Here is a 25,353-nt window from a genome sequence, read left to right as displayed (position 1 = left end):
GGCACTTCGTACTTCGGGGAGGGGTCAGGCGGTGCGCTTGCGGTAGGCGAGCCCGGCGGCCACGGCCCCGGCCAGGGCGCCCGCGCCGAGCACCGAGGGCACACCGATCTTGGCGGCCTTGCGGCCGGTGCGGAAGTCCCGGATCTCCCACTGCCGGTTCCTTGCGATCTCGCGCAGCCCGGCGTCCGGGTTCACCGCAACCGCCGTGCCGACCACCGACAGCATCGGCACGTCGTTCTGTGAGTCGGAGTAGGCGGCGCAGCGCCGCAGGTTCAGCCCTTCCCGCGCGGCAAGCGCCCGCACCGCATGCGCCTTCGCCCTGCCGTGCAGCAGGTCGCCGACCAGCCTGCCGGTGTAGACCCCGTCCACATGCTCGGCCACGGTGCCCAGCGCGCCGGTCAGCCCCAGCCGCCGCGCGATGATCGCGGCCAGCTCCACCGGGGTGGCGGTGACCAGCCAGACCCGCTGCCCCGCCTCCAGGTGCATCTGCGCCAGTGCCCTGGTGCCCGACCAGATCTTGTCGGCCATCAGCTCGTCGTAGATCTCCTCGCCGACCTCGACCATCTCGTCCACGGTGCGGCCGGCCACAAAGGACAGCAGCTGCTCCCGTGCGGAGGACACGCTCTCCTTGTTCTCCTTGCCTCCCACCCGGAACTTCACCTGCTGCCAGGCGAATCCGGCCAGGTCGGAGGCCGTGACGTACTTACGCGCGGCCAGCCCGCGGGCGAAGTGGAAGATGGAAGCGCCCATCATCATCGTGTTGTCCACATCGAAGAACGCGGCCGCGGTCAGGTCGGGCGGCGCGGGCGCGGGATCCGGCTCGGTGGGCACACCGCCCGCACCGGCAGCATCCTGCTCGCCGTCCTCGGCAGGGATCTCCGGCTCGGTGGGCAACTGGGTGGATGTGGACGCTGCCTCCAGCGCGACCGCGGCTTCCGCCGAGGCCTCCCCGGCCAGCGTGGCCAGCCTTTCCAGTTCGTGGGCCTTGTTACGGCCCCGCCACCATGACACGCACACCGCCTCCGCCTTGGTTCCTTCAGTGCCTGTTCCTGAACGCGCGGCACGATCGGCTCGAGCGGCAAAGCCCAGTTCAGGAGCAGGCTGTCAGGCACAGCGTATCGACTATGCCTGACAGCCTGCTGGTGAACCGGACCTGGTCGGGGCTAGCCGATCCGGACCTCGGGCAGCACCGGAAGCAGCGGCGGGACCTCCAGCAGGGCCGGCGGCTCCGGCACCGAGTCCGGCAGCCGGGGCCGGGAGATCCCGGTGGGCAGCGGTGCCGGGGGAACCCTGGTCGGGTCGATGGTCGGCGCGGGCAGTTCCGGGGTCGTCGGCGGCTCCGGGCGCACCGGGGCGGGCCCGGTGGCCAGCCGCACGGCGGGCGGCCCCGTGGGTGACCCGGTCCGTTCCGCCGCGGACCGTGGTGCCTCGGGCGGGGCGGCCAGTTCCGGTGGGCTGCGGTCCGCCTGGCGGCCCGGCGGGGCGCACGGACCCGGTGCGGGCAGCGCGCCCAGCTCGTCGGTGCGGCCGGAGGTGATCTGGGTGCAGCCCATCCGGCCGGCCAGCGCGGTGGCGCGTTCCCCGATCCGGTGCACCAGGGCCGCGGAGGCGTCCCCGCGCGGGACCGCGTCGGCGGGCAGCGCGGCCCGCAGCCGGTTCAGCCGGTCCGCCTGCGCGCTCGCCCAGGAGCGCAGCTCGTCCAGCTGGGTGCCGGAGGAGCTGGTGCCGAGTGCGACCATCCTGGCCACCCCGGACCGGGCGTCGGCGTCGAAGTCGGCGAGCGCGTCCCGGTAACCCGGATGGGTGGCGCCCTTGGCGGTGCGCTCGGTGAGCCTGGCCAGCTCGGCCAGCCTGCCCGCGGCGTACTCGAGGTGCAGCCTGCCCCTCGCCTCCTCGTCGAAGGTCAGCCCGAGGCTCACCGCCTCGCGGACCCGCTTGATGTCATACAGCGTGTCCCCTGGCAGCGCGTCCCTGGACAGCATCAGCGCGAGCCCGCCGAGCGCGAGCAGCAGGCAGCACGCACCGGCCAGCACCGCAACCGGCCGGGGCCGGCGGCGGGGGCGCGGCACCCGCGCTACCGGCTCCGGCTCGGGTGGTCGCGGCGCGGCGGCGGGGGACTCGGGGGCCGCGGGGAACTCCGTGGCCTGCCCACCGTGCTCGCCCGCGCGGATCCGGTCGGCCATCCTGGCCAGCGCCTGCTCCTCCGGCGCGGCGGTGGCCCCGAGATCACGCAGGGCGGACACCACGGCCAGCTCGGCGCCGAACTCCTCGGTGCCGGTCGTGTCCTCCCGTGCCCGGTCCCCTTCCGCGGCGTCGACGGCGCGAGCGAACCGCTCGTGTGCGGCACGCCGCGGGGAGAACCGGTGAAACCCGCTCATCAGCAGGAGCAACGAACGGCCGGGGCAAGCGGTTACGGACCCGGCACACCGGACAGCGAACCGTCGCCGAACGGGTGAACCCTCAGCGTCTGCCGGTAAACGCGCGACACGATCGGCTCGGCCGGGCTCGGGCGCTGTCACGGCGGTCACCTACGCCGGTCGTGCGCCCGGCCTCGCCGCTCGCGGGCTCCGCCGCGCGCGTTCTTCTGCTCACCACAGGCAGCTATCTTCGATTTGTCAACAGGCTGTCAGCGCAGACCGGTGGGCAGCAGTTGCGCCAACCGGCGGACCGCGCGGTGCTGCAGCGCCTTGATGGCACCCTCGTTGCGGTTCATGATCTCGGCCGTCTCGGCCACCGAAAGCCCCTGCAGGAACCGCAGCACGATGCATTCCCGCTGGTCCTCGCCGAGGCTGGCGATGCAGCGGAACAGCTCGGCCTGGGTGGCCCGGTTCAGCACCTGTTGCTCGGGACCCACCTGCGGCCGTTGCTGTGCGCCGGTGAACGCCGCGGAGCCGCCCTCGATCACCTCGTCGGTGATGATCTCCAACCGGAACCTGCTGGACTTCACGTGATCGAGCACCAGGTTGCGGGCGATGGTGACGAACCAGGCGCCGACATCGCGGCCCTGGTAGCTGACCGAGGTGATCCGGCGCAGGGCGCGCAGGAAGGTCTCACTGGTGACGTCCTCGGCGAGGTCGCGGTCGCCGAGCCGGAACAGGACATAACGGAACACCACCTCGACGTAGCGGTCGTACAGCCTGCCGAAGGCCTCGGTGTCCCCGTCCTGCGCGGCGTGCACCAGCTCCCATGCCTCCGCGGTCGGATCGGGCGCAGCCTGGGGCACGAACCGGTCCACCGGCGCGGCCGCGTCCGGGACACGGCGCGCTACCAGCGCAGGGCCTGCCGAAACGGCGACTTGCAGGCTCATCTGGTCGCACCTCCCGAGCCTTCTCCACCAGCCCCGAGTGATGATCGCCACCCGGGCGCGTACCGCAGCATACGGGTAGTTACCCGGAAGTAGGTAGTGCCGATCTGATTGCGAACGGGAGACGAACCCGCAGACTCACCATGACGGGGGATGCGAATGCCAGACTTGAACAACACTGTGCGCTCATGCACTCGACCGAAAGGGGCTGCGCGGTGGCGGTACCGAGCGGCGGCAATGTGGCGGATCTGGTCACCCTGGCGGCGCGGCACTGGCCCGACTCGCCCGCCCTGATCGACACCGTGGACGGCACGGCGCTCACCTGGTCGGGCGTGGAGGCGGCGGTGGACGCGCAGGCAGGCGAGCTGCGCGCGGCGGGCGTGCGCGCGGGGGACCGGGTGGCGGTCCGGCTGCCGACCTCGGCTGCCTTCGCGATCTCGCTGTACGCCGTGCTGCGCGCGGGCGGCATCGCGGTTCCGCTGTCCCCGCAGGGACCCGCGGCCGAGCTGCACGGGTTGCTGGCGCACAGCGGGGCGAGCCTGCTGCTCACCAGGCGACCGGACGACCTCGAACTGCCCGCTGGGGTACGCGCGCTGGAGCCGGTGCTCGCCCCCGATGGCAGCCCCGCGCCGGTCGCGCCGGGGCGTGCCGGCGAGGACATCGCGGTGATCTCCTACACCTCCGGCACCACCGGGCCGTCCAGGGGCGTGATGCTGTCGCATCGCGCCCTGCTGGCCAATGTCACCCAGCTGGCGGCGGTGAGCCCGCCGGTGCTCGAGCACAGCGACCGGCTGTTCCTTGCGATCCCGCTGTTTCACGTGTACGGGCTCGGCCCTGGGCTGCTGATGGCCACCTCGGTCGGGGCCACCACGGTGCTTGCCGAACGGTTCGACGCGGGCAAGGCGCTGGCCGCCTGCGCCGAGCACAGGGTGACCGCGATCGCGGGGGTGCCCGCGATGTATTCCGCGCTCGCCGCCCTGCCCGCGGACGAACTCGGCACCGGGCTGGCCACCGTGCGCAGGCTGACCTCCGGGGCCGCCCCGCTGCACCCGAAGGTGCTCGCCGCCATCCGCGGCGCCATCGGGCTCGGGGTCTACGAGGGTTACGGGCTGACCGAGACCGCCCCGGTGGTGACCTCCACCCTGGTCACCGGCTACCCGAAACCGGGCTCGGTCGGCAGGCCGCTGCCCGGGGTGGAGCTGCGCCTCGTGGACAGCGACGGGGAGAGCGGTGCGGTACCGCTGGACCCGGCGGACCCGGATGACGTCTTCGGCGATGAGGACGGCGCCTCGCTGGGCACCGGACTGGTCTCGGTGCGCGGCGCGAACCTGTTCTCCGGGTACTGGCCGGACGGGGCGCACGGTCCGGACGCCGAGGGCTGGTACCGCACCGGTGATGTCGGCTACCTGGACGTGGACGGCGACCTGCACCTGGTCGACCGGGCCGGCGACCTGATCATCGTGAACGGGTTCAACGTGTACCCGCACGAGGTGGAGGAGGTGATCGGCCGCCTGCCGGGGGTGTCCGAGGTGGCCGTGGTCGGGGTGCTGGACGAGCGCACCGGTGAGGCGGTGAAGGCGGTGCTCGTGCCCGCGGCCGGTTCCGCCCTTTCCGCGCAGCAGGTGATCGAGCACTGCGCGGCCGAGCTGGCCGGCTACAAGGTGCCGCGCACGGTGGAGTTCGTCGAGGAACTGCCGCATTCGCCGACCGGCAAGCTGCGCCGGGTGCAGCTGCGCGTGGGAGAGTGAGCGCGTGCACCGGGTGACCGTGATGACGAGGCAGGGCTGCCCGGCCTGCGAGCGGGCCGAGCGGGACGTCGAGCGCATCTGCGCCGAGCTGGGCGTGCCCTGGTCGGCCGTGGACGTGGATGCCGACCCCGAGCACCGGGCCGAGTACGGCGACCGGGTGCCGGTGATCCTGGTGGACGACGCGGAGCACGGCTACTGGGCGGTGGAGGAGGACCGGCTGCGCCGGGCGCTGGCGTAAGGCACTCGTAAGGGCGATCAGCTGGGCCCGGCCGGGTCGGTGCTCCGACCATGGAGGCATGAGCTCAGCCGTAACCGAACCGGGCGCCGCGAAGCCACCGCCGGGGAACGCCATGCTGGCCGGGGTGCTCGCGCTGGTCGCGGCGCTGGGCGCCGGGCATCTGGTGGCCGCCTTCATCGGCATCAACGCCTCGCCGTACCTCGCGGTCGCCAACGCGGCGATCGACCTGACCCCGAGCTGGCTCAAGGACTTCGCGGTCGATGCCTTCGGCACCTACGACAAGCTGGTGCTGCTGCTCGGGATGGCACTGGTGCTGCTCGGTCTCGCCGCGCTGGCCGGGTTACTTTCCCTTCGTGGCCCGCTGCCGGGCACGGTGCTGATCGTGGCGGCCGGCCTGCTCGGCGGGCTCGCCGTGCACGGAAGGCCGGACCTCGGGTCCGCGGCGCTGGCCGCTCCCGCGGCCGCCCTGCTCGCCGGGGTGCTGACCTTCCGCTGGTTGCTCGCCCGCGCCGGGACGAGCGATATCGATCCGGCGGCCCCGGATCGGCGGCGGTTCCTGCTCGGCGCGGGCGGGGTTGCCGCGGGCGCGGGTGTCGCCGGCCTTGCGGGCCAGCTGATCGGCAGCGGCACCGACGCGCAGGGCTCGCGCCGGGCGGTCGGCGGCCTCACCGCGGCCCGGCCCGCGCCGCCGATCCCCGCGGGGGCGGACTTCGCCGCGCAGGGCACCCCGGCCTTCCTCACCGCCAACCAGGACTTCTACCGGATCGACACCGCGATCATCGTGCCGCAGCTGCGGGCCGCGGACTGGACCTTGCGCATCCACGGCATGGTCGAGCGGGAGCTGACCTTCAGCTACGCCGATATCCGGTCCCGGCCGCTGGTCGAGCGCACGATCACCCTCTGCTGCGTTTCCAACCAGGTAGGCGGGCCGTACATCTCGACATCGAACTTCCTCGGCGTGGACCTGGGCGACCTGCTGCGCGAGGCGGGTATCCGGCCCGGTGCCGAGCAGCTGTTCTCCACCAGCGAGGACGGCTGGACCTGCGGTACCCCGCTGGCCGCCGCGCTCGAGCCGGACCGCGGTGCGCTGCTGGCCATCGGGATGAACGGGGAGCCGCTGCCGGTGGAGCACGGCTTCCCGGCCCGGATGGTGATCCCCGGCCTGTACGGCTACGTCTCGGCGACCAAATGGGTCCGCGAGATCGAGATCACCACCTGGGACGCGCGCAGGGCGTACTGGCTGGACCGGGGCTGGGCCCGGCGGGCACCGGTGAAGACGCAGTCCCGGATCGACTCCCCGGCTTCCGGGGACGAGCTCGCCGCGGGCCGGGTGGTGGTGGCCGGAATCGCGTGGGCGCAGACCGTCGGCATCGCGCGGGTCGAGGTGCGGCTGGACGAGGGCGAATGGCAGCGCGCCGAACTCGGCACCGAGGTGAACGTGGACACCTGGCGGATGTGGCGGGTGGAGCTGGAGGTCCCACCGGGGGAGCACCGGGTTTCCTGCCGCGCCACCGACCGGTCCGGCTATGTGCAGACCGGGGAGCGCACCGGGGTGGTACCGGACGGCGCGACCGGCTGGCACACCGTGGCCTTCACCACTCGCTGAAGAACCGTTCCTGAACTGGACTCAACCCGTCAATGCGGCCCGACCAGCCACTTTGTGCCTGCGTTCACAAATAGCTACCGTATGACGAGGCCCCGAACGGCTGGCGGAATATCGAACACCGGGACGGCCGTGGGGTCAAGGATTGTTTTCCGAACGAGCGATGCGGTCGGCCGTGGCCGACTGACGAGGAGAGGCCAGCGTGGTGGCACAGCGGGGCCGGCGAAACGGCGCCAAGGCCGCGCACAAGCGCACCGGCGGAGCGGCCGGTACCCCCGACGCCGACAACGCACCGACGGCCGAGATGCTCGCGGTGGAGCAGAACGGACAGGTCCCCGAGGGCGCCGACCCGGTCGCCGCGAGGGCGAAGTCCATCCCGGAGGCCGCCGTCGCCCGGCTGGCCGTCTACCTGCGGGTGCTCTCCGCCATGGCCGACCAGGGCGCCACCACGGTGTCCAGCGAGGAGCTGTCCTCCGCCGCCGGGGTGAACTCCGCCAAGCTGCGCAAGGACCTGTCCTACCTCGGCTCCTACGGCACCCGCGGGGTTGGCTACGACGTGGCCGTGCTGGTCGGCCAGATCGAGCGCACGCTCGGGCTGACCCGCAAACACAAGGTCGCCGTGGTGGGAATCGGTAACCTTGGTCATGCGTTGGCCAACTATGGCGGTTTCCCCGGGCGGGGCTTCCCGGTCGAGGCGCTGTTCGACGTCGACCCGGACCTGATGGGCGTTCCCGTCGGTGGGCTACCGGTGTCACATCTGGACGACATCCCGGCGGTATGCGCCGAGCGGCAGATCTCCATCGGGGTCATCGCCACCCCGCCGACCGCGGCGCAGTCCGTCTGTGACCGGCTGGTCGCCGGCGGGGTGCAGTGCATCCTGAACTTCGCGCCGGTGGTGTTGCAAGTGCCCGAACATGTCGAGGTGCGCAAGGTCGACCTCGCGGTCGAGTTGCAGATCCTGTCCTTCCACGTGGCCCGCAGGGCCGATGGCGCGGAACCGGCGCAGGACGGTTCCCCGCAGGCCGGGACGGGCCTGGACGCGGGGCACAGCCTGGATGGCATGGACGGTATGGACGGAATGGTGGTGCGGTGATGAGCGTGCTGGCAGTGGGGCTCTCCCATCGCACCGCCGATCTCGGCATGCTGGCCAAGGCCACGGTGCCCGCGGACGAGCTGGACAAGGTGCTGCACGAACTGCAGCAGGCCCAGCATGTCGGCGAGGTGATGCTGGTCTCCACCTGCAATCGCATCGAGGCCTACGCGGTGGTGGAGACCTTCCACGGCGGGCTCGCGGACATCTCCACCGTGCTGGCCCGGCAGGCCGGGCTGGAGCCTTCCGACCTCTACGACAAGCTGTACGTGCACTACGCCGGTGCCGCGGTGGAGCATGTGTTCTCGGTCGCGGCCGGGCTCGACTCGATGGTGGTCGGCGAGACCCAGATCCTCGGCCAGGTGCGCGCGGCCTACGCCGCGGCGCGCGAGGCAGGCACGGTCGGCCGCACCATGCACGAATTGGTCCAGACCACGCTGCGGGTCGGGAAGCGGGTGCACAGCGAGACCGGCCTCGGTGCGCTGGGTGCCTCCGTGGTGTCCGAGGCGCTGGCCGAGGCGCCCGCGGTCGCGGGCAAGCGTGCCGTTGTGGTCGGCGCGGGCTCGATGGGCGCGCTGGCCGCGTCCCAGCTGCGCAAGGACGGCATCGGCGAGATCACCGTGGTGAACCGCACCAGGGCCAACGCCGACCGGCTGGCCGAGTCGCTGGTCGAGCAGGGCGTTTCCGCGCGGGCCGCGGACATCGGCTCGCTCGCCGAGCAGCTCGCCGCGGCGGATCTCGTGGTGTGCTGCACAGGGGCGCAGGGCGCAGTGCTGGAGTCCGGCCTGGTCGAGGGGGTCCTCGCGGCCCGCTCCGGCGACCCGCTGGTGGTGTTCGACCTCGGCCTGCCGCGGGACGTCGCGCCCGAGGTGGACCGGATGCCCGGGGTGCGGGTGGTCGACCTGGAGACCGTGCGGCGCCGGATGGACGCCGCCGCTGCCGACGGTTCCGGGGGCACCAGCAGCGCCAAGCAGATCGCCAAGGCCACCGGCATCGTGCTGGACGAGGTGCGGGACTATCTCGCGGGTCAGCGCAGCGCCGAGGTGACCCCGACCGTGACCGCGCTGCGCAAGCGCGCGGCCGAGGTGGTGGACGCCGAGCTGCTCCGGCTGGACAACCGGCTGCCCGACCTGGACGAGGAGGTCCGCACCGAGCTGGCAGGCACGGTGCGCAGGGTGGTCGACAAGCTGCTGCACGCGCCGACCGTGCGGGTCAAGCAACTGGCCGCGGAGACCGCGGACACCGACTATGCCGGTGCGCTGCGCGAGCTGTTCGGGCTCGACCCGCAGGCGCCCGCCGCGGTGGCCAGCCCGTCCGGCGCGGCCAAACACGACCAGATCGACGTCCGCGACGCCCGGCAGGGTGGGTCGCGTGTGGACGGTGGAAGCGATAATGAATAGGACCATCCGGATCGGGACGCGGGGCAGCATGCTGGCCCTCGCGCAGACCGGCGCCGTGGCAAAGGTACTGGAGCAGGCTGGCCAGCAGGTGGAGATCGTCACGATCTCGACACCAGGGGACCGCTCCAGCGCCCCGATCGCCGAGATCGGGGTCGGCGTTTTCACCTCCGCGCTGCGCGAGGCGCTGGCGCAGGGCAGGGTGGACGTGGCCGTGCACTCCTACAAGGACCTGCCGACCGCGCCGGAGCCCGGGATCGCGCTGGCCGCGGTGCCGCAGCGGGCCGACCCGAGGGACGCGCTGATCGCGCGCGACGGCCTCACCCTCGCCGAGCTGCCGCCCGGCTCGACCGTCGGTACCGGTTCGCCGCGGCGGAGCGCCCAGCTGCGCGGGCTCGGCCTCGGCCTCGAGGTGGTGCCGATCCGCGGCAATATCGACACCCGCATCGGCAAGGTGTTCGGTGGCGAGCTGGACGCGGTGGTGCTCGCCAGGGCTGGCCTGGCCAGGGTGGACCGGCTGAACGTGATCACCGAGACGCTGGACCCGATCCAGCTGCTGCCCGCCCCGGCGCAGGGCGCGCTGGCGGTGGAGACCCGCGTCGACGACGTGGACGTGGAACATCTTCTTCAGTCCCTTGTGGACGATGAAGGGACAAGGGTCGCGGTGACGGCAGAGCGGGCCATGCTGGCCGCGCTCGAGGCCGGCTGCAGCGCACCCGTCGGTGCGCTCGCCGACGTGGTGGAGGACCTGGACGAGTCCGGCTCCGTGGTGGAGCGGGTCTCGTTGCGCGGGGTCGCCGCCGCGGGAATGGACGGCGAGGCCGTGGAGATCCTTCGTGCCTCGGCTGTCGCCGAGAAGGGCGAAGCGGAGCAGCTCGGCCGGGATGTGGCCGCGGAGCTGCTCGAACTCGGCGCCGGAGCACTCTCCGGTCCGGGCCGCGGCTCGCAGTGACCGACAGCACCGACGAAGAAAGCCACACGCAAGGTAGGTACTGGCCGTCCGGCTGCGTCGCCACGGCCGCTGACGAGGAGAAATACACGAGATGACCCGCGCACGAAAGTCCACCGGGCGCGTCGCCTTCGTGGGCTCGGGCCCCGGTGACGCCGGGCTGCTGACCGTTCGGGCCCAGGAACTGCTGGCCAAGGCCGAGCTGGTGGTGACCGATCCCGACGTGCCCTCCACCGCGCTCGCCTACGCCGGTGCCGAGGCCGAGGTGCGTCCCGCCGTCGGCGAGCCGGGCGACGTCGCCAAGGATCTCGCCGCCGAGGCCAAGGCGGGCAGGCTGGTGCTGCGCCTGGTCGGTGGCGACCCGCTGACTCAGCCCGCCGTGGTGGCCGAGGTGCAGGCCGTGGCGCGCACCAGCGCCGTGTTCGACGTGGTGCCCGGGGTCTCGCCAGGGGCGGCCGTGCCCGCCTACGCCGGAGTCGCACTCGGCGGCACGCACACCGAGGTGGACGTGCGCGGCGAGGTGGACTGGGCCGCGCTGGCGACCGTGCCCGGCCCGCTGGTGCTGCACGCCACCTCCAGCCACCTGGCCGAGGCGGCCTCCGCGCTGGTGGACAAGGGTCAGCCCGCGGACACCCCGGTCGCGGTCACCTGCAACGGCACCATCAACACCCAGCGCACCGTGGACAGCACGCTGGGCACCCTCTCCGCCGACGCCGGTGAGCTGGTCGGCCCGCTGGTGGTGACCATCGGCGAGGAGGCAGGCAACCGCTCGAAGCTGTCCTGGTGGGAGTCCCGCGCGCTGTACGGCTGGAAGGTGCTGGTGCCGCGGACCAAGGAGCAGGCCGGCGATATGGCCGAGCGGCTGCGCAGCCACGGCGCCACTTCGCACGAGGTGCCCACCATCTCGGTGGAGCCGCCGCGCAGCCCGGCGCAGATGGAGCGTTCGGTCAAGGGCCTCGTGGACGGCCGCTACCAGTGGCTGGTGTTCACCTCGACCAACGCGGTGCGCGCGGTGTGGGAGAAGTTCGAGGAGTTCGGCCTGGACGCACGCGCGTTCTCCGGCGTGAAGATCGCCTGCGTCGGGGAGTCCACCGCGGAGAAGGTGCGTTCCTTCGGCATCATCCCGGAGCTGGTGCCGTCCGGGGAGCAGTCCAGCGAGGGCCTGCTCGCGGAGTTCCCGCCCTATGACGACGTGCTGGATCCGGTGGACCGGGTGCTGCTGCCGCGCGCCGACATCGCCACCGAGACCCTTTCGGCCGGTCTGAGCGACCGTGGCTGGGAGATCGACGACGTGACCGCCTACCGCACCGTGCGGGCCGCGCCGCCGCCTGCCGAGACCCGCGAGATGATCAAGACCGGCGGGTTCGACGCGGTGTGCTTCACCTCCTCCTCCACGGTGCGTAACCTGGTCGGGATCGCGGGCAAGCCGCATGCCCGCACCCTGGTCGCCTGCATCGGCCCGAAGACGGCGGAGACCGCGACGGAGTTCGGCCTGCGGGTGGACGTGCAGCCGGAGCACCCGAACGTGGTGATGCTGGTGGACGCGCTGGCCGAGCACGCATCCCGGCTGCGGGCCGAGGGCGCCCTTCCCCCGCCCCGCAAGGCCAAGCGCACCCGCCGCTCCTGAAGCCCGCCCAAGGGCCCTGAACGGCACTTTCGGGACGTTCAACGTCTCGAACGCCACGTTCGGGACGTCTGACGTCCACAACGTGCCGTTCAGGGCCTCTGCCTGGGGGAGTACCGTGCGGGGGGTGTTTCCCGAGCATCGCCCGCGAAGGCTTCGCGTCAGCCCGGCCATGCGACGCCTGGTCAGCGAGACCACCCTGCGCCCGCGCCAGCTGATCCTGCCCATGTTCGTCGCCGAGGGTGCCAGCCAGCCGCGCCCGATCAGCAGCATGCCCGGTGTCGTGCAGCACACCAGGGACTCCCTGCGCAAGGCGGCGGTGGATGCCGTACGGGCAGGGGTCGGCGGGCTGATGATCTTCGGCGTGCCCAGCACGAGGGACGCCATCGGTTCCGGGGCGACCGACGAGCACGGCATCCTCAACCTGGCCCTCGCCGACCTGCGTGCCGAACTCGGCGACGACACCGTGCTGATGGCCGACACCTGCCTGGACGAGTTCACCGACCACGGCCACTGCGGGGTGCTGGACGAGCACGGCGGGGTGGACAACGACGCCACCCTGGACCGCTACGCCGCGATGGCGCTCGCCCAGGCTGAGGCCGGGGCGCATCTGCTCGGCCCCAGCGGGATGATGGACGGCCAGGTCGGGGTGATCCGCCGCGCGCTGGACGCCGCCGGGTACTCCGGAACCGGCATCCTCGCCTACGCGGTCAAGTACGCCAGCGCCTTCTACGGCCCGTTCCGCGAGGCGGTGGACTCCCAGTTGCAGGGCGACCGCAAGACCTACCAACAGGACCCCGGCAACGCCCGCGAGGCGCTGCGGGAGATCGAGCTGGACGTGGCCGAGGGCGCGGACCTCGTGATGATCAAACCCGCTTTGTCCTATTTGGATATCGTGCGGGCCGCGGCCGAGCACTCGCCGGTGCCGGTGGCCGCGTACAACATCTCCGGCGAGTACGCGATGGTCGAGGCGGCGGCCGCGAACGGCTGGCTGGATCGCGAGCGCACCGTGCTGGAGGTGCTGACCTCGATCCGCAGGGCTGGCGCGGACCAGGTGCTGACCTACTGGGCGGCCGAGGCCGCGGCCTGGCTGGACCGGGACCGCTAGGGTGCTGGCGTGAGCACCCCGGAGGAATCCGACGACCAGCGGCGCGCGGACGGGATGCCGCCCGCGCCCCGCCTGCCCGGCGACCCGCCACGGGAGGTGAACCCACCGCGTGCGGTGAACATCTCCTTCGGCCTCTGGGTCGGAGCGGGTCTTTCGATGGTCGTCGGCTACGTGCTGACCCTGATCAGCAAGGACCAGGTGATCGAACAGCTGCTCGAGCAGACCAGGGACGATCGGATCACCCCGGAGGACGTGGCCGCGGGAACCACCACCTTCCTCTGGGGCGTGCTGGTCGGCTCGATCGCCTTCGCCGCACTGTTCGTGCTGTTCGCGTACAAGGCGCGGGAGGGCACCCGCTCGGCCCGCTCGGTGCTCACCGTGCTGGCGGTGGTGACCGTGCTCTTCCAGTTCGTGCTGTTCGGGCACGTCATCTTCGCCACCCTGTCCACCCTGCTCGCGGTCGCCGCGCTGGTGCTGATGTACCTGCCCGGCGTCGCCTACTACTTCCCCAAGCTGCCGAGGCAACCGCGCCGATGACCGAACCGGCCGGGGAACCGACGATCTACCACGAGCCGGGCGCTGGGGGTGCCCCGCTGCTGTGGGGCCCGGGTTTCGCGCTGGCCGGGTACCTCGCCGAGCTGTCCATCGGCGGGCCGACACACACCTTCGCCTGGGTCGGCGTCGGGGTGGTGCTGCTGTTGCTCAGCATGGTCTGGGTGTACGCGCGGCGGCGTTTCCTGCTGGTCCGGGTCACCCCCAGCACGCTGTGGCAGGGCAGGGAGGCGCTGCCGGTGGCGCGGATCGCCGAGCTGGACGAGGTCGGTGCCCCGGCTGGGGCGCGGGTGCTCGGCGGCGCCTGGACCGTCCCGCGCAAGTACACCGAGGTGCCCATCCGGCTTGACGACGGCTCCGTGGTGCTGGCCTGGGCACGGGACGATGCGCGGTTGCGTAGCGCGCTTCACGAGGCAAGGGAAGCCGGATAACCTTGCGCCTCATGAACGACCTCGCCTCCGCACCGGCGGATGCGCCCGCCTGGCCGGAAGAGCCAGAGCACAACCCGGGGCCACTGCACCAGCCGTGGCGGGCACTGGTCGCACTGCTCGAGCTGGCGCTGGCCGCGCTGGCCTGCTGGGCGGCGCTGACCTGCTGGTCCAGCGCCGTCAGCACGATCACCACCCGGCTCTCCGACGGCACCGAGCTGACCTCGACCCGCTACGCGGGCGACTGGGTCGGCGGCGCGATCGGCCTGGCCACTGTGGCCGCGATCCTGCTGGTCGATGCCCTGCGCCAGCTGCTGCTCGCGGTGCGCACCCGCCGCCGCAAGCATCGCAGGTACGCCCGCTGAGATCGGGCCGCCGCGTGGCCGTGGTTTCCGGCTTTGCCAGACTGGCGGTGTGACACAGCAAGTCGAGCGGTCCAAGTCATGGTTCGAGCGGGCGGAGACGGCCACACCCGGCGGGGTGAACTCCCCGGTGCGGGCGTTCAGCTCGGTCGGCGGCACCCCCCGGTTCATGGTGCGCGGCGAGGGCGCGCACCTGTGGGATGCCGACGGCAACAGCTACGTCGACCTGGTGTCCTCCTGGGGGCCGATGATCCTCGGGCACGCGCATCCGCGGGTGGTGGAGGCCACCAGGGAGGCGGCGTCCGCCGGGCTGTCCTTCGGCACCCCGACCATCGGTGAGGTCGAGCTGGCCGAGGAGATCATCGACCGGGTCGACCCGGTGGAGCAGGTGCGGCTGGTGAACTCCGGCACCGAGGCCACGATGAGCGCGATCCGGCTGGCCAGGGCGTTCACCGGGCGTAGCAAGATCATCAAGTTCGCGGGCTGCTACCACGGGCATGTGGACGCGCTGCTGGCGCAGGCAGGCTCCGGGGTCGCCACGCTCGGCCTGCCGACCTCGCCCGGGGTCACCGGCACTCAGGCCTCGGACACCATCGTGCTGCCGTACAACGACATCGAGGCCGTCCGGCAGTGCTTCGCGGAGAACCCGGACTCGGTGGCCGCGATCATCACCGAGGCGGCAGCGGGGAACATGGGCGCGGTGCCGCCGCGCGAGGGGTTCAACGCCGCCCTGCGCGCGGCCGCGCACGAGCACGGCGCGCTGCTGATCATGGACGAGGTGATGACCGGGTTCCGGGTTTCCCGTTCCGGCTGGTTCGGGCTCGACCTGGTACCCGGCGACCTCTACACCTTCGGCAAGGTGATGTCCGGCGGGCTGCCTGCCGCGGCCTTCGGCGGGCGCGCCGAGGTGATGGCGAAGCTGGCCCCGAGCGGGCCCGTGTACCAGGCAGGCACGCTGGCCGGGAACCCGGTCGCGGTGGCCGCTGGTCTGGCCACCCTGCGCGCCGCGGACGATGCCGTCTACCGCACCCTGGACGCCAACTCGCAACGGCTGGGTGCCCTGCTGGAGCAGGCGCTGACCGCGGCTGGGGTGCCGCATACCGTGTCCTACGCAGGCAACCTGGTCAGCGTGTTCTTCACCGAGCAGCCGGTGCACGACTACCCTGCCGCTGCCGCCGCGGACACCTGGCGGTTTCCGCCGTTCTTCCATGCCCTGCTGGAACGCGGGGTGTACCCGCCGCCGAGCGCCTTCGAGGCCTGGTTCGTCAACGCGGCCATGGACGATGCCGCGTTCGAGACGATCGAGGCCGCCCTGCCCGCCGCCGCACGGGCCGCAGCGGCGGCGGGACGCCCGGCATGACACCCCTTGTGTCAACTCGCGGCAGTCAGGGTGACCACAGCGCGCGAAGCCGCGAAGGAGCGAGCATGACCGAGACGATCGTGCACCTGCTCCGGCACGGTGAGGTACACAACCCCGGCGGTGTGCTGTACGGCCGGATGCCGGGCTTCCGGCTTTCCGAGACCGGGCGCAAGCAGGCCGTCACCGTGGCCGAGGCCCTCACCGGTCACCGGATCGCCTACGTGGTGGCCTCCCCGCTGGAGCGGGCGCAGGAGACCGCGGCGCCGATCGCCGACGCGCACCGGCTGGAGGTGGACACCGACGACCGGCTGATCGAGGCGAGCAACCGCTTCGAGGGGCTGCGGGTGGCGGTCGGCGACGGGGCACTGCGCCAGGTCCGGCACTGGCCCAAGCTGCGCAACCCGTTCCGCCCTTCCTGGGGCGAGCCGTACGTGGAGATCGCGCACCGGATGCTGGGCGCGGTGTACCGGGCGCGGGCCAGGGCCGAGGGCTGCGAGGCGTTGTGTGTCTCGCACCAGCTGCCGATCTGGATCCTGCGCCGCTTCGTCGAGGCCCACACGCTCTGGCACGACCCGCGCAGGCGGCAGTGCTCGCTGGCCTCGCTGACCAGCCTGGTGTTCATCGGCGAGGAGCTGGTCGAGGTGGTCTACAGCGAGCCCGCTGGCCGGACCGACCCACGGATGACCGGCGCATGAGCGGGCTCAAGACCTTGCTCGCCGGGCTGGTCTGCGTGCTGGTCGCGGCCGGTTGCAGCACCGGGGACGACGCGGTGACCCAGGGCGGCAGCTTCGAGTTCGTCTCCCCAGGCGGGCAGACGGACATCTTCTACCAGCCAGCCGAGCGGCAGGTCCTCGAACTCGCAGGCGAGGACCTGTTCCAGCCGGAGGAGCAGATCTCGATCGCCGACTACGCGGGCAAGGTGGTCGTGCTGAACATCTGGGGCCAGTGGTGCGGCCCCTGCCGCACCGAGGCGCCGGAGATGCAGGAACTGTACGAGCAGACCAGGGACGAGGGCGTGCAGGTGCTCGGACTGGACGTGCGGGACGAGAACCGCGCGGCGCCGCAGGACTTCATGCGCAACCGGGGCCTGACCTACCCCTCGATCTACGACCCTTCCGGGCGTTCGATGCTGGCGCTACGTGGCTATCCGCGCAACGCCGTGCCCTCCACCATCGTGGTGGACAAGCAGCAGCGGGTTGCCGCGGTCTTCCTGCGCGCGCTGCTGGTCGATGACCTGCTGCCGGTGGTCCGCAGGCTGGCGGCGGAGTGACCGCACACCCGCCAGGGACCGGCCCGGCGTCCTCACCCGGAATTCACTCCTTACCCTGATCGGGTGGACCCCGTGACCGAGTTGGCGACCTCCGGACCGCTGCTGCTCGCGGCCGGGGTGGCGCTGCTGGCCGGCACGATCTCCTTCGCCTCCCCCTGTGTGGTCCCGCTCGTCCCCGGCTATCTCGCCTATCTTGCCGCGCTGGTCGGCGCGGACGCGCCCGCCGTGGACGCGGAGGAGCAGCGCAAACGGGGCCGGTACGCGGTCGTCGGCGCGGCTGCCCTGTTCGTGCTCGGCTTCACCGTGGTGTTCGCCGCCGGGGTGGGCAGCCTGATCTGGCTCGCCGACGCCCTGCTGCTGAACCAGGATCTGCTGCAACGCCTCGGCGGGGTGGTCACCATCGCGATGGCGCTGGTGTTCCTCGGCCGCATCCGGCCACTGCAGAAGGAGAGGCGGCTGCACAAGGTGCCGCGCGGCGGGCTGTGGGGCGCCCCGTTGCTCGGCGCCGTGTTCGGCCTCGGCTGGACCCCGTGCATCGGCCCCACCCTCTCCGGGGTGCTGGTGCTGGCCACCGCCAGCGGGGAGACCGGCGCCCGCGGGCTGCTGCTGGTGCTGGTGTACTGCCTCGGCCTCGGCCTGCCGTTCCTGCTGATCGCGCTGGGGGCACGCTGGGCGGTGCGGGCCACCGACTGGGTGCGCCGCAACGGCCGCTACGTGCAGATCGCCGGCAGCGCACTGCTGTTCGTCGTGGGCGTGCTGCTGGTCACCGGGCTGTGGGGCGAGCTGGTCGGCTGGATGCGCGACGCCTTCATCTCCGATACGGAGCTGCCGCTGTGACGTCCCCGACCCCGGCCTACTCCGACTCCCGCGCCCGCCGCGCGCTCGCCTTCGTCCGCAACACCTGGCGTGGGCTGACCTCGATGCGCACCGCGCTGATCCTGCTGTTCCTGCTCGCGCTGGCCGCGATGCCCGGCGCGCTGCTACCGCAGCGGCAGCTCAACGCCCCCAAGACACGGGAGTACATCGAGCAGCACGGCTGGTGGGGCAAGCTGCTGGACCGGCTGCAGTTCTTCGACGTCTACTCCAGCGTCTGGTTCTCCGCGATCTACCTGCTGCTGATGGTTTCCCTGGTGGGCTGCCTGCTTCCGCGCAGCGTGGAGTACCTGCGTTCGATGCGCGCCGAGCCGGTGCTCACCCCGCGCAACCTGGCCCGGCTGCCGCATCACCGGCGGTTCGAGTCGGACGCGAGCGCGGAGGAGGTGCTGGCCGCAGCGAACCGCAGGCTGCGCGGCTGGCGCAGGCGGGAGCGCACGGAGGCCGATGGCGCGCGCAGTATCAGCGCCGAGCGGGGCTACCTGCGGGAGACCGGCAACCTGGTGTTCCACTTCGGCATGCTCGGCCTGATCGTGGCCTTCGCGCTGGGCAAGATGTACTTCTACGAGGGCCAGGTCATCGTGCACGCGGACGGCCAGACCTTCTGCAACGCCGGGATCTACAACTACGACTCGTTCAACCCCGGGCTGCGGATCGACGGCACCGAGCTCACCCCGTTCTGCGTCAAGGTGAACGACTTCGCCGCGCGGTACACCGCGGCAGGCCAGCCGGAGCACTACCAGGCCGCCATCGAGTACCAGTCCGGCAGGGACCTGGAGACCGGCACCTGGCGGCCGTACCAGCTGGAGGTCAACGAGCCGCTGCGGACCGCGGGCGACCGGGTCTACCTGCTCGGCCACGGATACGCGCCGAGGTTCACGGTGACCTTCCCGGACGGCAGCGTGCGCTCGAAGGCGATCCAGTGGCGCCCGGTGGACCAGACCACCCTGCTGTCCGAGGGGGCGACCAAGTTCGAGCCGCCCGGGATCACCGATCCGGAGCAGCGCAGGGAGAAACAACTCGCCGTCACCGGCCTGTTCGCGCCGACCAAGGTGGTGCACGGCGGGGTGCTCAGCTCGGCGGGGCCGGAGCTGACCGACCCCGGCGTCGTGGTGGACGTGATGCAGGGCGACCTCGGGGTGGACTCCGGCCGTGGCCAGTCCATCTTCGAGATCGACCAGTCCATGGTGGACAGTGGAAGGCTGGAGCGGGTGGCGCGGGAGAACCTGGTTCCCGGCGACCGGATCACCCTGGACGACGGCACGGTGATCCGGTTCGACGGGGTCCAGCGCTGGGTTTCCCTGCAGATTTCGCATGACCCGACCCAGCTGTGGGTACTCGGCTTCGCGATCGCGATGTTCCTCGGCCTCGGCGCCTCACTGCTGGTCAAGCGGCGCCGGGTGTGGGTACGGGTGACCCCGGTTACCGCCGGGGATGACAAACGACATACTGTAGTAGAAGTCGGTGGGCTCGCCCGCACCGATCAGGCTGGGTACGGCGAGGAGTTCACCCGGATCGCGCAGGAGATCGCGGGCACCGAAAGAAGGAACAGCTGATGCCGGTCACCGAGACGTTGTCGCAGTACAGCGACCTCTCCTACACCACGGCCGTGGCCGTGTACGTGCTGGCGATGGTCTTCTTCCTGGTCGAGCAGTCCTTCGGCCGCAGGGGCGTGCAGGCGGCCCAGCGCACGAGGGAACGGACGAAGGAGCTGGTCGGCGCGGGCGCGCCGGTGGCGACCGAGCCCACGCCCCCCGGCAGGGACACCACCATGCCTGCCGGTCGTGGCCGGATCGAGCGGATCGGCCGGATGGGTGTCGCGCTCACCGTGCTCGGCGCGCTGCTGCACCTGACCGCGCTGGTGCTGCGCGGGCTGGCCACCAGCCGCGTGCCCTGGGGAAACATGTACGAGTACATCATGGCGGTCTGCCTGATCGCCGTGGTGACCTGGCTGGTGGTGCTGCGGAAGAACCCGGTCCGCCACCTGTCCGCCTTCGTGCTGCTGCCGGTCGTGATCCTGATGTTCGTCGGCGGCACCATGCTGTACGCCGAGGCGGCCCCGGTGCAGCCCGCGCTGCAGTCCTACTGGCTCGTCATCCATGTCTCCGCAGCCGCGGCCTCCTCCGGGGTCTTCCTGGTGCCGGGTATCGCCAGCCTGCTCTATCTGGTCCGGTCCAGGCACGAGCGCAACCCGGTCAAGTGGGCGCGGTTCGGCCCGCGGCTGCCCGCACTGGAGGTGCTGGACCGGGTGGCCTACCGGGCCACGGTGTTCGCCTTCCCGGTGTTCACCTTCGGCGTGCTGTGCGGCGCGATCTGGGCCGAGGCGGCCTGGGGCCGGTTCTGGGGCTGGGACCCCAAGGAGACCACCGCCTTCGTGGCCTGGGTGATCTACGCTGCCTACCTGCATTCCCGGGCGACCGCGGGCTGGCGCGGCACCAGGGCCGCGGTGATCAACGTGATCGGCTTCGCGGTGACCGTGTTCAACCTGTTCTTCGTCAACCTGGTGACCACCGGGCTGCACTCCTACGCGGGGGTGTGACCCGGCCCGGTTCGACCGGGGCGGGGACGGCGACTACCGTCGCGACTGGCACGCCGACCGTGCCGAACTAGCGATGGAGGATCGACTGCGGTGACCGAACCCAACGAGGAGGTGGCGCGCGGCCACGGAGCAGGTGAGGAGAGCGACCCGGGGTACTTCTCCGAGGAGCGCACCGACTCGACACCGCATCCGGCCGCGCCACCGCCGGGCGCCACCCCGCCGCCGGGGCCCCCGCCTGCGCAGCCGAACTACTACACCGAGGCCACGCCCTCGGGGCCCCAGCAGCAGCCCTACCAGCCGCAGTACGACCCAAACCTGCCCCCGCTGTATCCGCCGCAGTACCAGCAGCAGCCGCCCGCGCCCGGCGGTGGGCCGCAGGTGCCGCCGGTTCCCACCGGCAGGCACGCGCTGGCCGGTGGTGGCGACCTGACCTCGGCCCAGCTGGTCAAGCGGATGAAGCGGCGCCCGCAGTCCGGCTGGCGCAAGGCGGTGTACGCGGGCACCGGTGGCCTGATCAATCCGGGAGAGAGCCCGGCCGACCGCAGGCGCAGGGAGCTGATCTCCAGGGTGAACCAGCCACTGCGCGGCTGCTACAAGATCGCGATGCTGAGCCTGAAGGGCGGCGTCGGCAAGACCACCACGACGACCACCCTCGGCTCCACCTTCGCCTCACTGCGCGGGGACCGGGTGGTGGCGGTGGACGCCAACCCCGACCGCGGCACGCTCTCCCAGAAGATCCCGATCGAGACCACCGCGACCGTGCGGCATCTGCTGCGGGACGCGGACAAGATCACCCGGTACAGCGACGTGCGGTCCTACACCTCACAGGGCGCGAGCAGGCTGGAGATTCTCGCCAGCGAGCAGGACCCCGCGGTGTCCGAGGCGTTCTCCGAGGACGACTACCGGCGTGCGGTCAACCTGCTGGAGCACTTCTACAACATCGTGCTCACCGACTGCGGGACCGGCCTCATGCACTCGGCGATGAAGGGGGTGCTGGACGTCGCCGACTCGCTGGTGATCGTGTCCTCGGGTTCGGTCGACGGGGCCCGCAGCGCCTCGGCCACGCTGGACTGGCTGGACGCGCACGGCTACGGTGACCTGGTCAAACGCTCGGTCGCGGTGATCAACTCGGTGCGCCCGAAGGGTGGCTCGGTCGATCTGGACAAGCTGGCCGCGCACTTCGGCGCGCGGACCCGCGGGGTATGCAAGATTCCGTTCGACCCGCATCTGGAGGAGGGCGCGGAGATCGAGCTGGACCGCCTGCAGTCCGGCACCCGGCTCGCGCTGCTCGAACTCGCGGCGACCGTGGCGGACGCCTTTCCGAACGACCGCCACGGACGCCAGCCGGTCTAGCTGCTGGCTGCTAGGAGCTGCCGCTTTCGTCTTCGCGTGGCTTGCGACGCTGTTCCTCGGCGAGCTTGCGGAGGAAGTCAGGGTCGTCGTCGGGAGCGACCGGAGCCTGGCGGGTCGGCTGTGACGACCTCGATGGCACGCCGACACGTTCCGAACCGAACGCCTTCCACAACAGTATGGCGACGGTGACCGCCCCGACTGCCGCGAGCAAGTAGAGCATGCTCGCTCCCTTCCGACCTGTCCGCTGCGTCCCCCTGCCCCCCGAGGTTAACCTTTTTGTCGGGTTCATGGGGGCAGGTGCGGTCCAGCCTGCCACAACGCGGCCGCGCCGGCCCGGGCCGCGCGGTTACCGGGAGTTACGGCTGCTGGGGCGCGGCCTCGCCCGCGTCGGTGGTGAGCTCGGCGAGCAGCTCGTTCACCTCGGCCTCCCGGAACCGGCGGTGCCCGCCGGGGGTGCGGATGGAGCCGATCCGGCCCGCCGTGGCCCAGCGGGTCACGGTTTTCGGGTCGACCCGGAACAACGCGGCGACTTCACCAGGTGTGAGCAGCCGTCCTCCCACGGTTGCGGTCACTTTCCGCCTCCTTCGGATCCAGATCGCTGACGTGGCAATCGTGGCATCCACCCCTTCGGGTACTCGAACGGTTGTCGAAGAGTAAAGAGGTAGTAAGGGACAAATCGGGCTCCGTTGGCAGGCGGCCAACCTGCCGAAAGACGGCGTTAAGGTAAGGGGCGTGGACCAGCTCGATCGCAAGATCATCGCGGAGCTGCGGCAGAACGGCAGGGCAACCTATGCCGAGCTCGGCCGCCTCGTCGGCCTGTCCGCCTCCTCGGTGCACGAGCGGGTCGGCAAGCTCGAGGCCGCCGGGGTGATCACCGGATACCACGCCATGGTCGACCCGCGGACCGTCGGCCTCGGGGTGACCGCGCTGGTCGGCATCCAGCCCACCGACACCGCCGCGGACGAGGACGTGGCCGAGGCGCTTGGCAGCCTGGAGGAGGTGGAGAGCTGCTACGCGGTCGCCGGTGACCAGGCGTTCGTGGTGAAGGTCCGGGTGCCGACCGTGGACGAGCTGGAACGCACCCTTGGCAGGCTGCGCCGGATCGCGGGGGTGGCGCGCACCCAGACCACCGTGGTGCTGTCCACCCGGTTCGAGGGCCGCCCGAACAACACCGGGCTGGACCTGGCCACCGAAGCGGACGACGGCGGCGCGTAACCTCGCACCCGTGAACGACACGAGGCAGGACCAGCAGGGGCGGGCCGGGCACCTCGCCCGGGACCTGACCCTGTACCTGGTGGCGCGGTTCGCCCTGGTCGGCGTGATCGCGGTGGTCCTCGTCCTGCTCGGCGTCCCGCTGCTGGTGGCGCTGCTGGTCGGCCTGGTCACCGGGCTGCCGGTCGGGATGCTGCTGTTGCGCGGGCTGAACGCGCGGGTCACCGCGGGGCTGGCCGTGCGCAACCAGCGCAGGGCGCGGCAGCGGGCCCGGCTGCGGGCGCAGCTGCGCGGCGAGGACCTGCCCGAGGACGACGGCGCCATCGACACCGACACCGACGCCGAGGGACGATGAGCGTCCCGCACAGCAGGGCCTGGGTACGCGAGGCTGTCCGGATCATCGAGGCCGATGCCAACCGCAGCGCGGACACCCACCTGCACGTGTTCCCGCTGCCAAGGGAATGGGGCATCGACCTCTACCTCAAGGACGAATCGGTGCACCCCACCGGCTCGCTCAAGCACCGGCTGGCCCGCTCGTTGCTGCTGTACGGGCTGGTGAACGGGCAGATTGGGCCGGAAACCGCGCTGATCGAGGCCTCCAGTGGCTCCACCGCGGTCTCCGAGGCCTACTTCGCCCGGATGCTCGGCCTGGAGTTCGTCACCGTGGTGCCGCGCAGCACCAGCAAGGAGAAGGTGGCGCTGATCGAGTTCTACGGCGGCCGCTGCCACTTCGTGGACCGGGCGCCGGAGATGTACACCGAGGCGGAACGGCTCGCCAGGGAGTGCAACGGGCACTACCTCGACCAGTTCACCTACGCCGAGCGGGCCACCGACTGGCGGGGCAACAACAACATCGCCGAGTCGGTGTTCGCCCAGCTGCGCTCCGAGCGGCACCCGGTGCCCTCCTGGATCGTGGTCGGCGCGGGCACCGGCGGCACCAGCGCCACCTTCGGCCGGTACGTGCGCTACCGGCGGCACACCACCAAGATCGCCGTAGTGGATCCGGAGAACTCCTCCTTCTACGGAGCCTGGGAGACCGGGGCGATGGACTACTGCACCGGCATGCCATCCCGGATCGAGGGGATCGGCAGGCCAAGGGTGGAACCCTCCTTCGTGCCCTGGGTGATCGACGAGATGTTCCAGGTTCCGGACGCTGGCTCGCTGGCCGCGATCCGGGTGCTGCGCGAGCGCACCGGGCACTGGGCGGGCGGCTCCACCGGCACGAATCTCTACGGCGCCTTCCAGCTGATCGCCAGGATGCTGGCCGAGGGGCGCACCGGCAGCGTGGTCACCCTGCTGTGCGACAGCGGCGACCGGTACACCCACACCTACTACGACGACGCCTGGGTGGCCGGGCAGGAGCTGGACCTCGCCCCGCACCGGGCGGTCATCGAGCGGTTCCTGGACACCGGAAGGTGGCAACCCGAACCGTAGGGGTCACCCGCTGAGCGCCAGCCCGGCGCCGAGCAGCACGGCCAGGGCCAGCATGGCGAAGCCGGTGTCCCGCAGCACCGGGATCAGGGCGAGGCCGGTGTGCCCGCCCAGCACCACGCGCAGCGGTTTGACCAGCAGGGCGGCGGCGGGCAGGCCGAGTAGCGCGAGCGGATGCGCCACCCCGAGCGCGATGGTGAGCACGAACGGGAGCACGGCCAGCGCGAGGTACAGCCGCCGGGTACCGGTGTCGCCGAGCCGGACGGCCAGGGTGCGCTTGCCCGCCGCGCGGTCGGTCGGGATGTCCCTGAGGTTGTTGGCGGTCAGCACCGCGGTGGAAAGGCAGCCGATCGCCACCGCGCAGCCCAGCGCCGTCCAGCCGACCTCGCCTGCCTGGACGTAGACCGTGCCCAGCACGGCGGCCAGGCCGAAGAAGCAGAACACGGCGATCTCGCCCAGCCCGGCATAGCCGTATGGCCGCCTGCCGCCGGTGTAGAACCACGCCCCGGCCAGACAGGCCGCGCCGAAGGCGAGCAGCCACCAGTGCCCGGTCGCGGCGACCAGCACCAAGCCGAGCACCCCGCCGGTGCCAAGGGCCAGCAGTGCGGCCGCCAGCACGGCCTGCGGTGCCGCGGAGCCCGAGCCGACCAGGCGCAGCGGCCCCACCCGCTCGGTGTCGGTGCCCCGGACGCCGTCGGAGTAGTCGTTGGCGTAGTTCACCCCGATGATCAGGCTCAGCGCGACCCCGAGCGCGAGCAGCGACCGCCACCAACCGAAGGCGTCCAGCTGGATCGCCACCCCGGTCCCGGCCAGCACCGGCGCCACCGCGTTCGGCAGCGTGCGCGGCCGGGCTCCCTCCACCCACTCGCCAACACTCGCCATACCGATCATTCTTTCCGCGGGCCCGGCAGC

At 71.7% G+C, this 25,353-nt stretch carries 27 protein-coding genes; 21 read left to right on the top strand and 6 right to left on the bottom strand.

Annotated features, from left to right (window positions below):
* Positions 1-24: 24 nt before the first annotated feature.
* From KOI47_RS31930 to KOI47_RS31920, 3 genes are all read right to left on the bottom strand, one after another.
* Positions 25-1,011: an HAD family hydrolase gene (locus KOI47_RS31930; RefSeq protein ID WP_216210741.1), complete on the bottom strand. Its 987-nt coding sequence runs from the start codon at positions 1,009-1,011 to the stop codon at positions 25-27.
* Between the two features lie 152 nt (positions 1,012-1,163).
* Positions 1,164-2,378 (bottom strand): DUF5667 domain-containing protein, encoded by a 1,215-nt coding sequence (locus KOI47_RS31925; protein ID WP_216210739.1) that lies wholly within the window; start codon positions 2,376-2,378, stop codon positions 1,164-1,166.
* A 248-nt stretch (positions 2,379-2,626) separates the two neighbouring features.
* Entirely contained in the window at positions 2,627-3,307 is a 681-nt protein-coding gene (locus KOI47_RS31920) for a sigma-70 family RNA polymerase sigma factor (RefSeq protein ID WP_216210737.1), read from the bottom strand.
* A 185-nt stretch (positions 3,308-3,492) separates the two neighbouring features.
* Between KOI47_RS31920 and KOI47_RS31915 the strand changes: the two genes are divergently transcribed.
* The 18 genes from KOI47_RS31915 (at position 3,493) to KOI47_RS31830 (ending at position 21,798) form a co-directional block, all read left to right on the top strand.
* Positions 3,493-5,052 carry an AMP-binding protein gene (locus KOI47_RS31915; RefSeq protein ID WP_216210736.1) on the top strand — a complete coding sequence of 520 codons (1,560 nt, stop codon included), beginning with the start codon at positions 3,493-3,495 and terminating at the stop codon, positions 5,050-5,052.
* A 22-nt stretch (positions 5,053-5,074) separates the two neighbouring features.
* Entirely contained in the window at positions 5,075-5,290 is a 216-nt protein-coding gene (locus KOI47_RS31910) for a glutaredoxin family protein (RefSeq protein ID WP_216210735.1), read from the top strand.
* Between the two features lie 58 nt (positions 5,291-5,348).
* Entirely contained in the window at positions 5,349-6,896 is a 1,548-nt protein-coding gene (locus KOI47_RS31905) for a molybdopterin-dependent oxidoreductase (RefSeq protein ID WP_216210734.1), read from the top strand.
* Positions 6,897-7,095: 199 nt separating this feature from the next.
* A complete protein-coding gene (locus KOI47_RS31900) occupies positions 7,096-7,986 on the top strand; it encodes a redox-sensing transcriptional repressor Rex (protein WP_216210733.1) in 891 nt (296 codons plus the stop codon).
* The gene (locus tag KOI47_RS31895) at positions 7,986-9,383 is read left to right on the top strand and encodes a glutamyl-tRNA reductase (RefSeq protein WP_216210732.1); all 1,398 of its coding nucleotides are present in this window, start codon (positions 7,986-7,988) and stop codon (positions 9,381-9,383) included. The genes KOI47_RS31900 and KOI47_RS31895 overlap by 1 nt, the downstream gene beginning before the upstream one ends.
* Positions 9,376-10,332, top strand: coding sequence for a hydroxymethylbilane synthase (gene hemC, locus KOI47_RS31890; RefSeq protein WP_216210731.1), 957 nt, complete (start codon positions 9,376-9,378; stop codon positions 10,330-10,332). Before KOI47_RS31895 ends, hemC begins: the two co-directional genes overlap by 8 nt.
* A 91-nt stretch (positions 10,333-10,423) precedes the next feature.
* Positions 10,424-11,956: a bifunctional uroporphyrinogen-III C-methyltransferase/uroporphyrinogen-III synthase gene (locus KOI47_RS31885; RefSeq protein WP_216210730.1), complete on the top strand. Its 1,533-nt coding sequence runs from the start codon at positions 10,424-10,426 to the stop codon at positions 11,954-11,956.
* 124 nt (positions 11,957-12,080) lie between these two features.
* Positions 12,081-13,061, top strand: a complete 981-nt coding sequence (gene hemB / locus KOI47_RS31880) for a porphobilinogen synthase (protein ID WP_216210729.1) — start codon at positions 12,081-12,083, stop codon at positions 13,059-13,061.
* A 9-nt stretch (positions 13,062-13,070) separates the two neighbouring features.
* On the top strand, positions 13,071-13,598 hold the full coding sequence (locus tag KOI47_RS31875) for a hypothetical protein (protein WP_216210728.1): 528 nt from the start codon (positions 13,071-13,073) through the stop codon (positions 13,596-13,598).
* Positions 13,595-14,044 (top strand): DUF3093 family protein, encoded by a 450-nt coding sequence (locus KOI47_RS31870; protein ID WP_216210726.1) that lies wholly within the window; start codon positions 13,595-13,597, stop codon positions 14,042-14,044. Before KOI47_RS31875 ends, KOI47_RS31870 begins: the two co-directional genes overlap by 4 nt.
* Before the next feature lie 11 nt (positions 14,045-14,055).
* On the top strand, positions 14,056-14,406 hold the full coding sequence (locus tag KOI47_RS31865; protein WP_232376384.1) for a hypothetical protein: 351 nt from the start codon (positions 14,056-14,058) through the stop codon (positions 14,404-14,406).
* 49 nt (positions 14,407-14,455) lie between these two features.
* Positions 14,456-15,763: a glutamate-1-semialdehyde 2,1-aminomutase gene (gene hemL / locus KOI47_RS31860; protein ID WP_216210724.1), complete on the top strand. Its 1,308-nt coding sequence runs from the start codon at positions 14,456-14,458 to the stop codon at positions 15,761-15,763.
* 65 nt (positions 15,764-15,828) lie between these two features.
* Positions 15,829-16,458, top strand: a complete 630-nt coding sequence (locus KOI47_RS31855; RefSeq protein ID WP_216210722.1) for a histidine phosphatase family protein — start codon at positions 15,829-15,831, stop codon at positions 16,456-16,458.
* A complete protein-coding gene (locus tag KOI47_RS31850) occupies positions 16,455-17,033 on the top strand; it encodes a TlpA disulfide reductase family protein (protein WP_216210720.1) in 579 nt (192 codons plus the stop codon). Before KOI47_RS31855 ends, KOI47_RS31850 begins: the two co-directional genes overlap by 4 nt.
* Before the next feature lie 63 nt (positions 17,034-17,096).
* Positions 17,097-17,870 (top strand): cytochrome c biogenesis CcdA family protein, encoded by a 774-nt coding sequence (locus KOI47_RS31845; RefSeq protein WP_216210717.1) that lies wholly within the window; start codon positions 17,097-17,099, stop codon positions 17,868-17,870.
* An 83-nt stretch (positions 17,871-17,953) separates the two neighbouring features.
* Entirely contained in the window at positions 17,954-19,462 is a 1,509-nt protein-coding gene (resB, locus tag KOI47_RS31840; RefSeq protein WP_216217693.1) for a cytochrome c biogenesis protein ResB, read from the top strand.
* Positions 19,462-20,445, top strand: coding sequence for a c-type cytochrome biogenesis protein CcsB (ccsB, locus tag KOI47_RS31835; protein ID WP_216210715.1), 984 nt, complete (start codon positions 19,462-19,464; stop codon positions 20,443-20,445). Before resB ends, ccsB begins: the two co-directional genes overlap by 1 nt.
* A 90-nt stretch (positions 20,446-20,535) precedes the next feature.
* Positions 20,536-21,798: a MinD/ParA family ATP-binding protein gene (locus KOI47_RS31830; protein ID WP_216210713.1), complete on the top strand. Its 1,263-nt coding sequence runs from the start codon at positions 20,536-20,538 to the stop codon at positions 21,796-21,798.
* Positions 21,799-21,808: 10 nt separating this feature from the next.
* Here KOI47_RS31830 and KOI47_RS31825 read toward each other — a convergent pair whose 3' ends face one another.
* Both KOI47_RS31825 and KOI47_RS31820 read right to left on the bottom strand, forming a co-directional pair.
* The gene (locus KOI47_RS31825; protein ID WP_216210711.1) at positions 21,809-22,018 is read right to left on the bottom strand and encodes a hypothetical protein; all 210 of its coding nucleotides are present in this window, start codon (positions 22,016-22,018) and stop codon (positions 21,809-21,811) included.
* 136 nt (positions 22,019-22,154) lie between these two features.
* A complete protein-coding gene (locus tag KOI47_RS31820) occupies positions 22,155-22,370 on the bottom strand; it encodes a BldC family transcriptional regulator (RefSeq protein WP_216210710.1) in 216 nt (71 codons plus the stop codon).
* A gap of 160 nt (positions 22,371-22,530) precedes the next feature.
* Between KOI47_RS31820 and KOI47_RS31815 the strand changes: the two genes are divergently transcribed.
* Genes KOI47_RS31815 through cds1 form a run of 3 tightly spaced genes read left to right on the top strand, consistent with a single transcriptional unit; the run spans position 22,531 to position 24,444 of the window.
* Positions 22,531-23,013 (top strand): Lrp/AsnC family transcriptional regulator, encoded by a 483-nt coding sequence (locus KOI47_RS31815; RefSeq protein WP_216210708.1) that lies wholly within the window; start codon positions 22,531-22,533, stop codon positions 23,011-23,013.
* A gap of 10 nt (positions 23,014-23,023) precedes the next feature.
* Positions 23,024-23,365, top strand: coding sequence for a DUF4229 domain-containing protein (locus KOI47_RS31810; protein ID WP_216210706.1), 342 nt, complete (start codon positions 23,024-23,026; stop codon positions 23,363-23,365).
* On the top strand, positions 23,362-24,444 hold the full coding sequence (gene cds1 / locus KOI47_RS31805) for an L-cysteine desulfhydrase Cds1 (protein WP_216210704.1): 1,083 nt from the start codon (positions 23,362-23,364) through the stop codon (positions 24,442-24,444). The genes KOI47_RS31810 and cds1 overlap by 4 nt, the downstream gene beginning before the upstream one ends.
* 3 nt (positions 24,445-24,447) lie before the next feature.
* Here cds1 and KOI47_RS31800 read toward each other — a convergent pair whose 3' ends face one another.
* Positions 24,448-25,323, bottom strand: coding sequence for a 1,4-dihydroxy-2-naphthoate polyprenyltransferase (locus KOI47_RS31800; protein ID WP_216210702.1), 876 nt, complete (start codon positions 25,321-25,323; stop codon positions 24,448-24,450).
* Between the last annotated feature and the right edge of the window lie 30 nt (positions 25,324-25,353).

Origin of the sequence: Amycolatopsis aidingensis, from assembly GCF_018885265.1 — a bacterium.
GTDB lineage: Bacteria > Actinomycetota > Actinomycetes > Mycobacteriales > Pseudonocardiaceae > Amycolatopsis > Amycolatopsis aidingensis.
The sequence above is the reverse complement of the archived record's forward strand: the minus strand, read 5'-3'. Positions and strand labels throughout refer to the sequence as shown.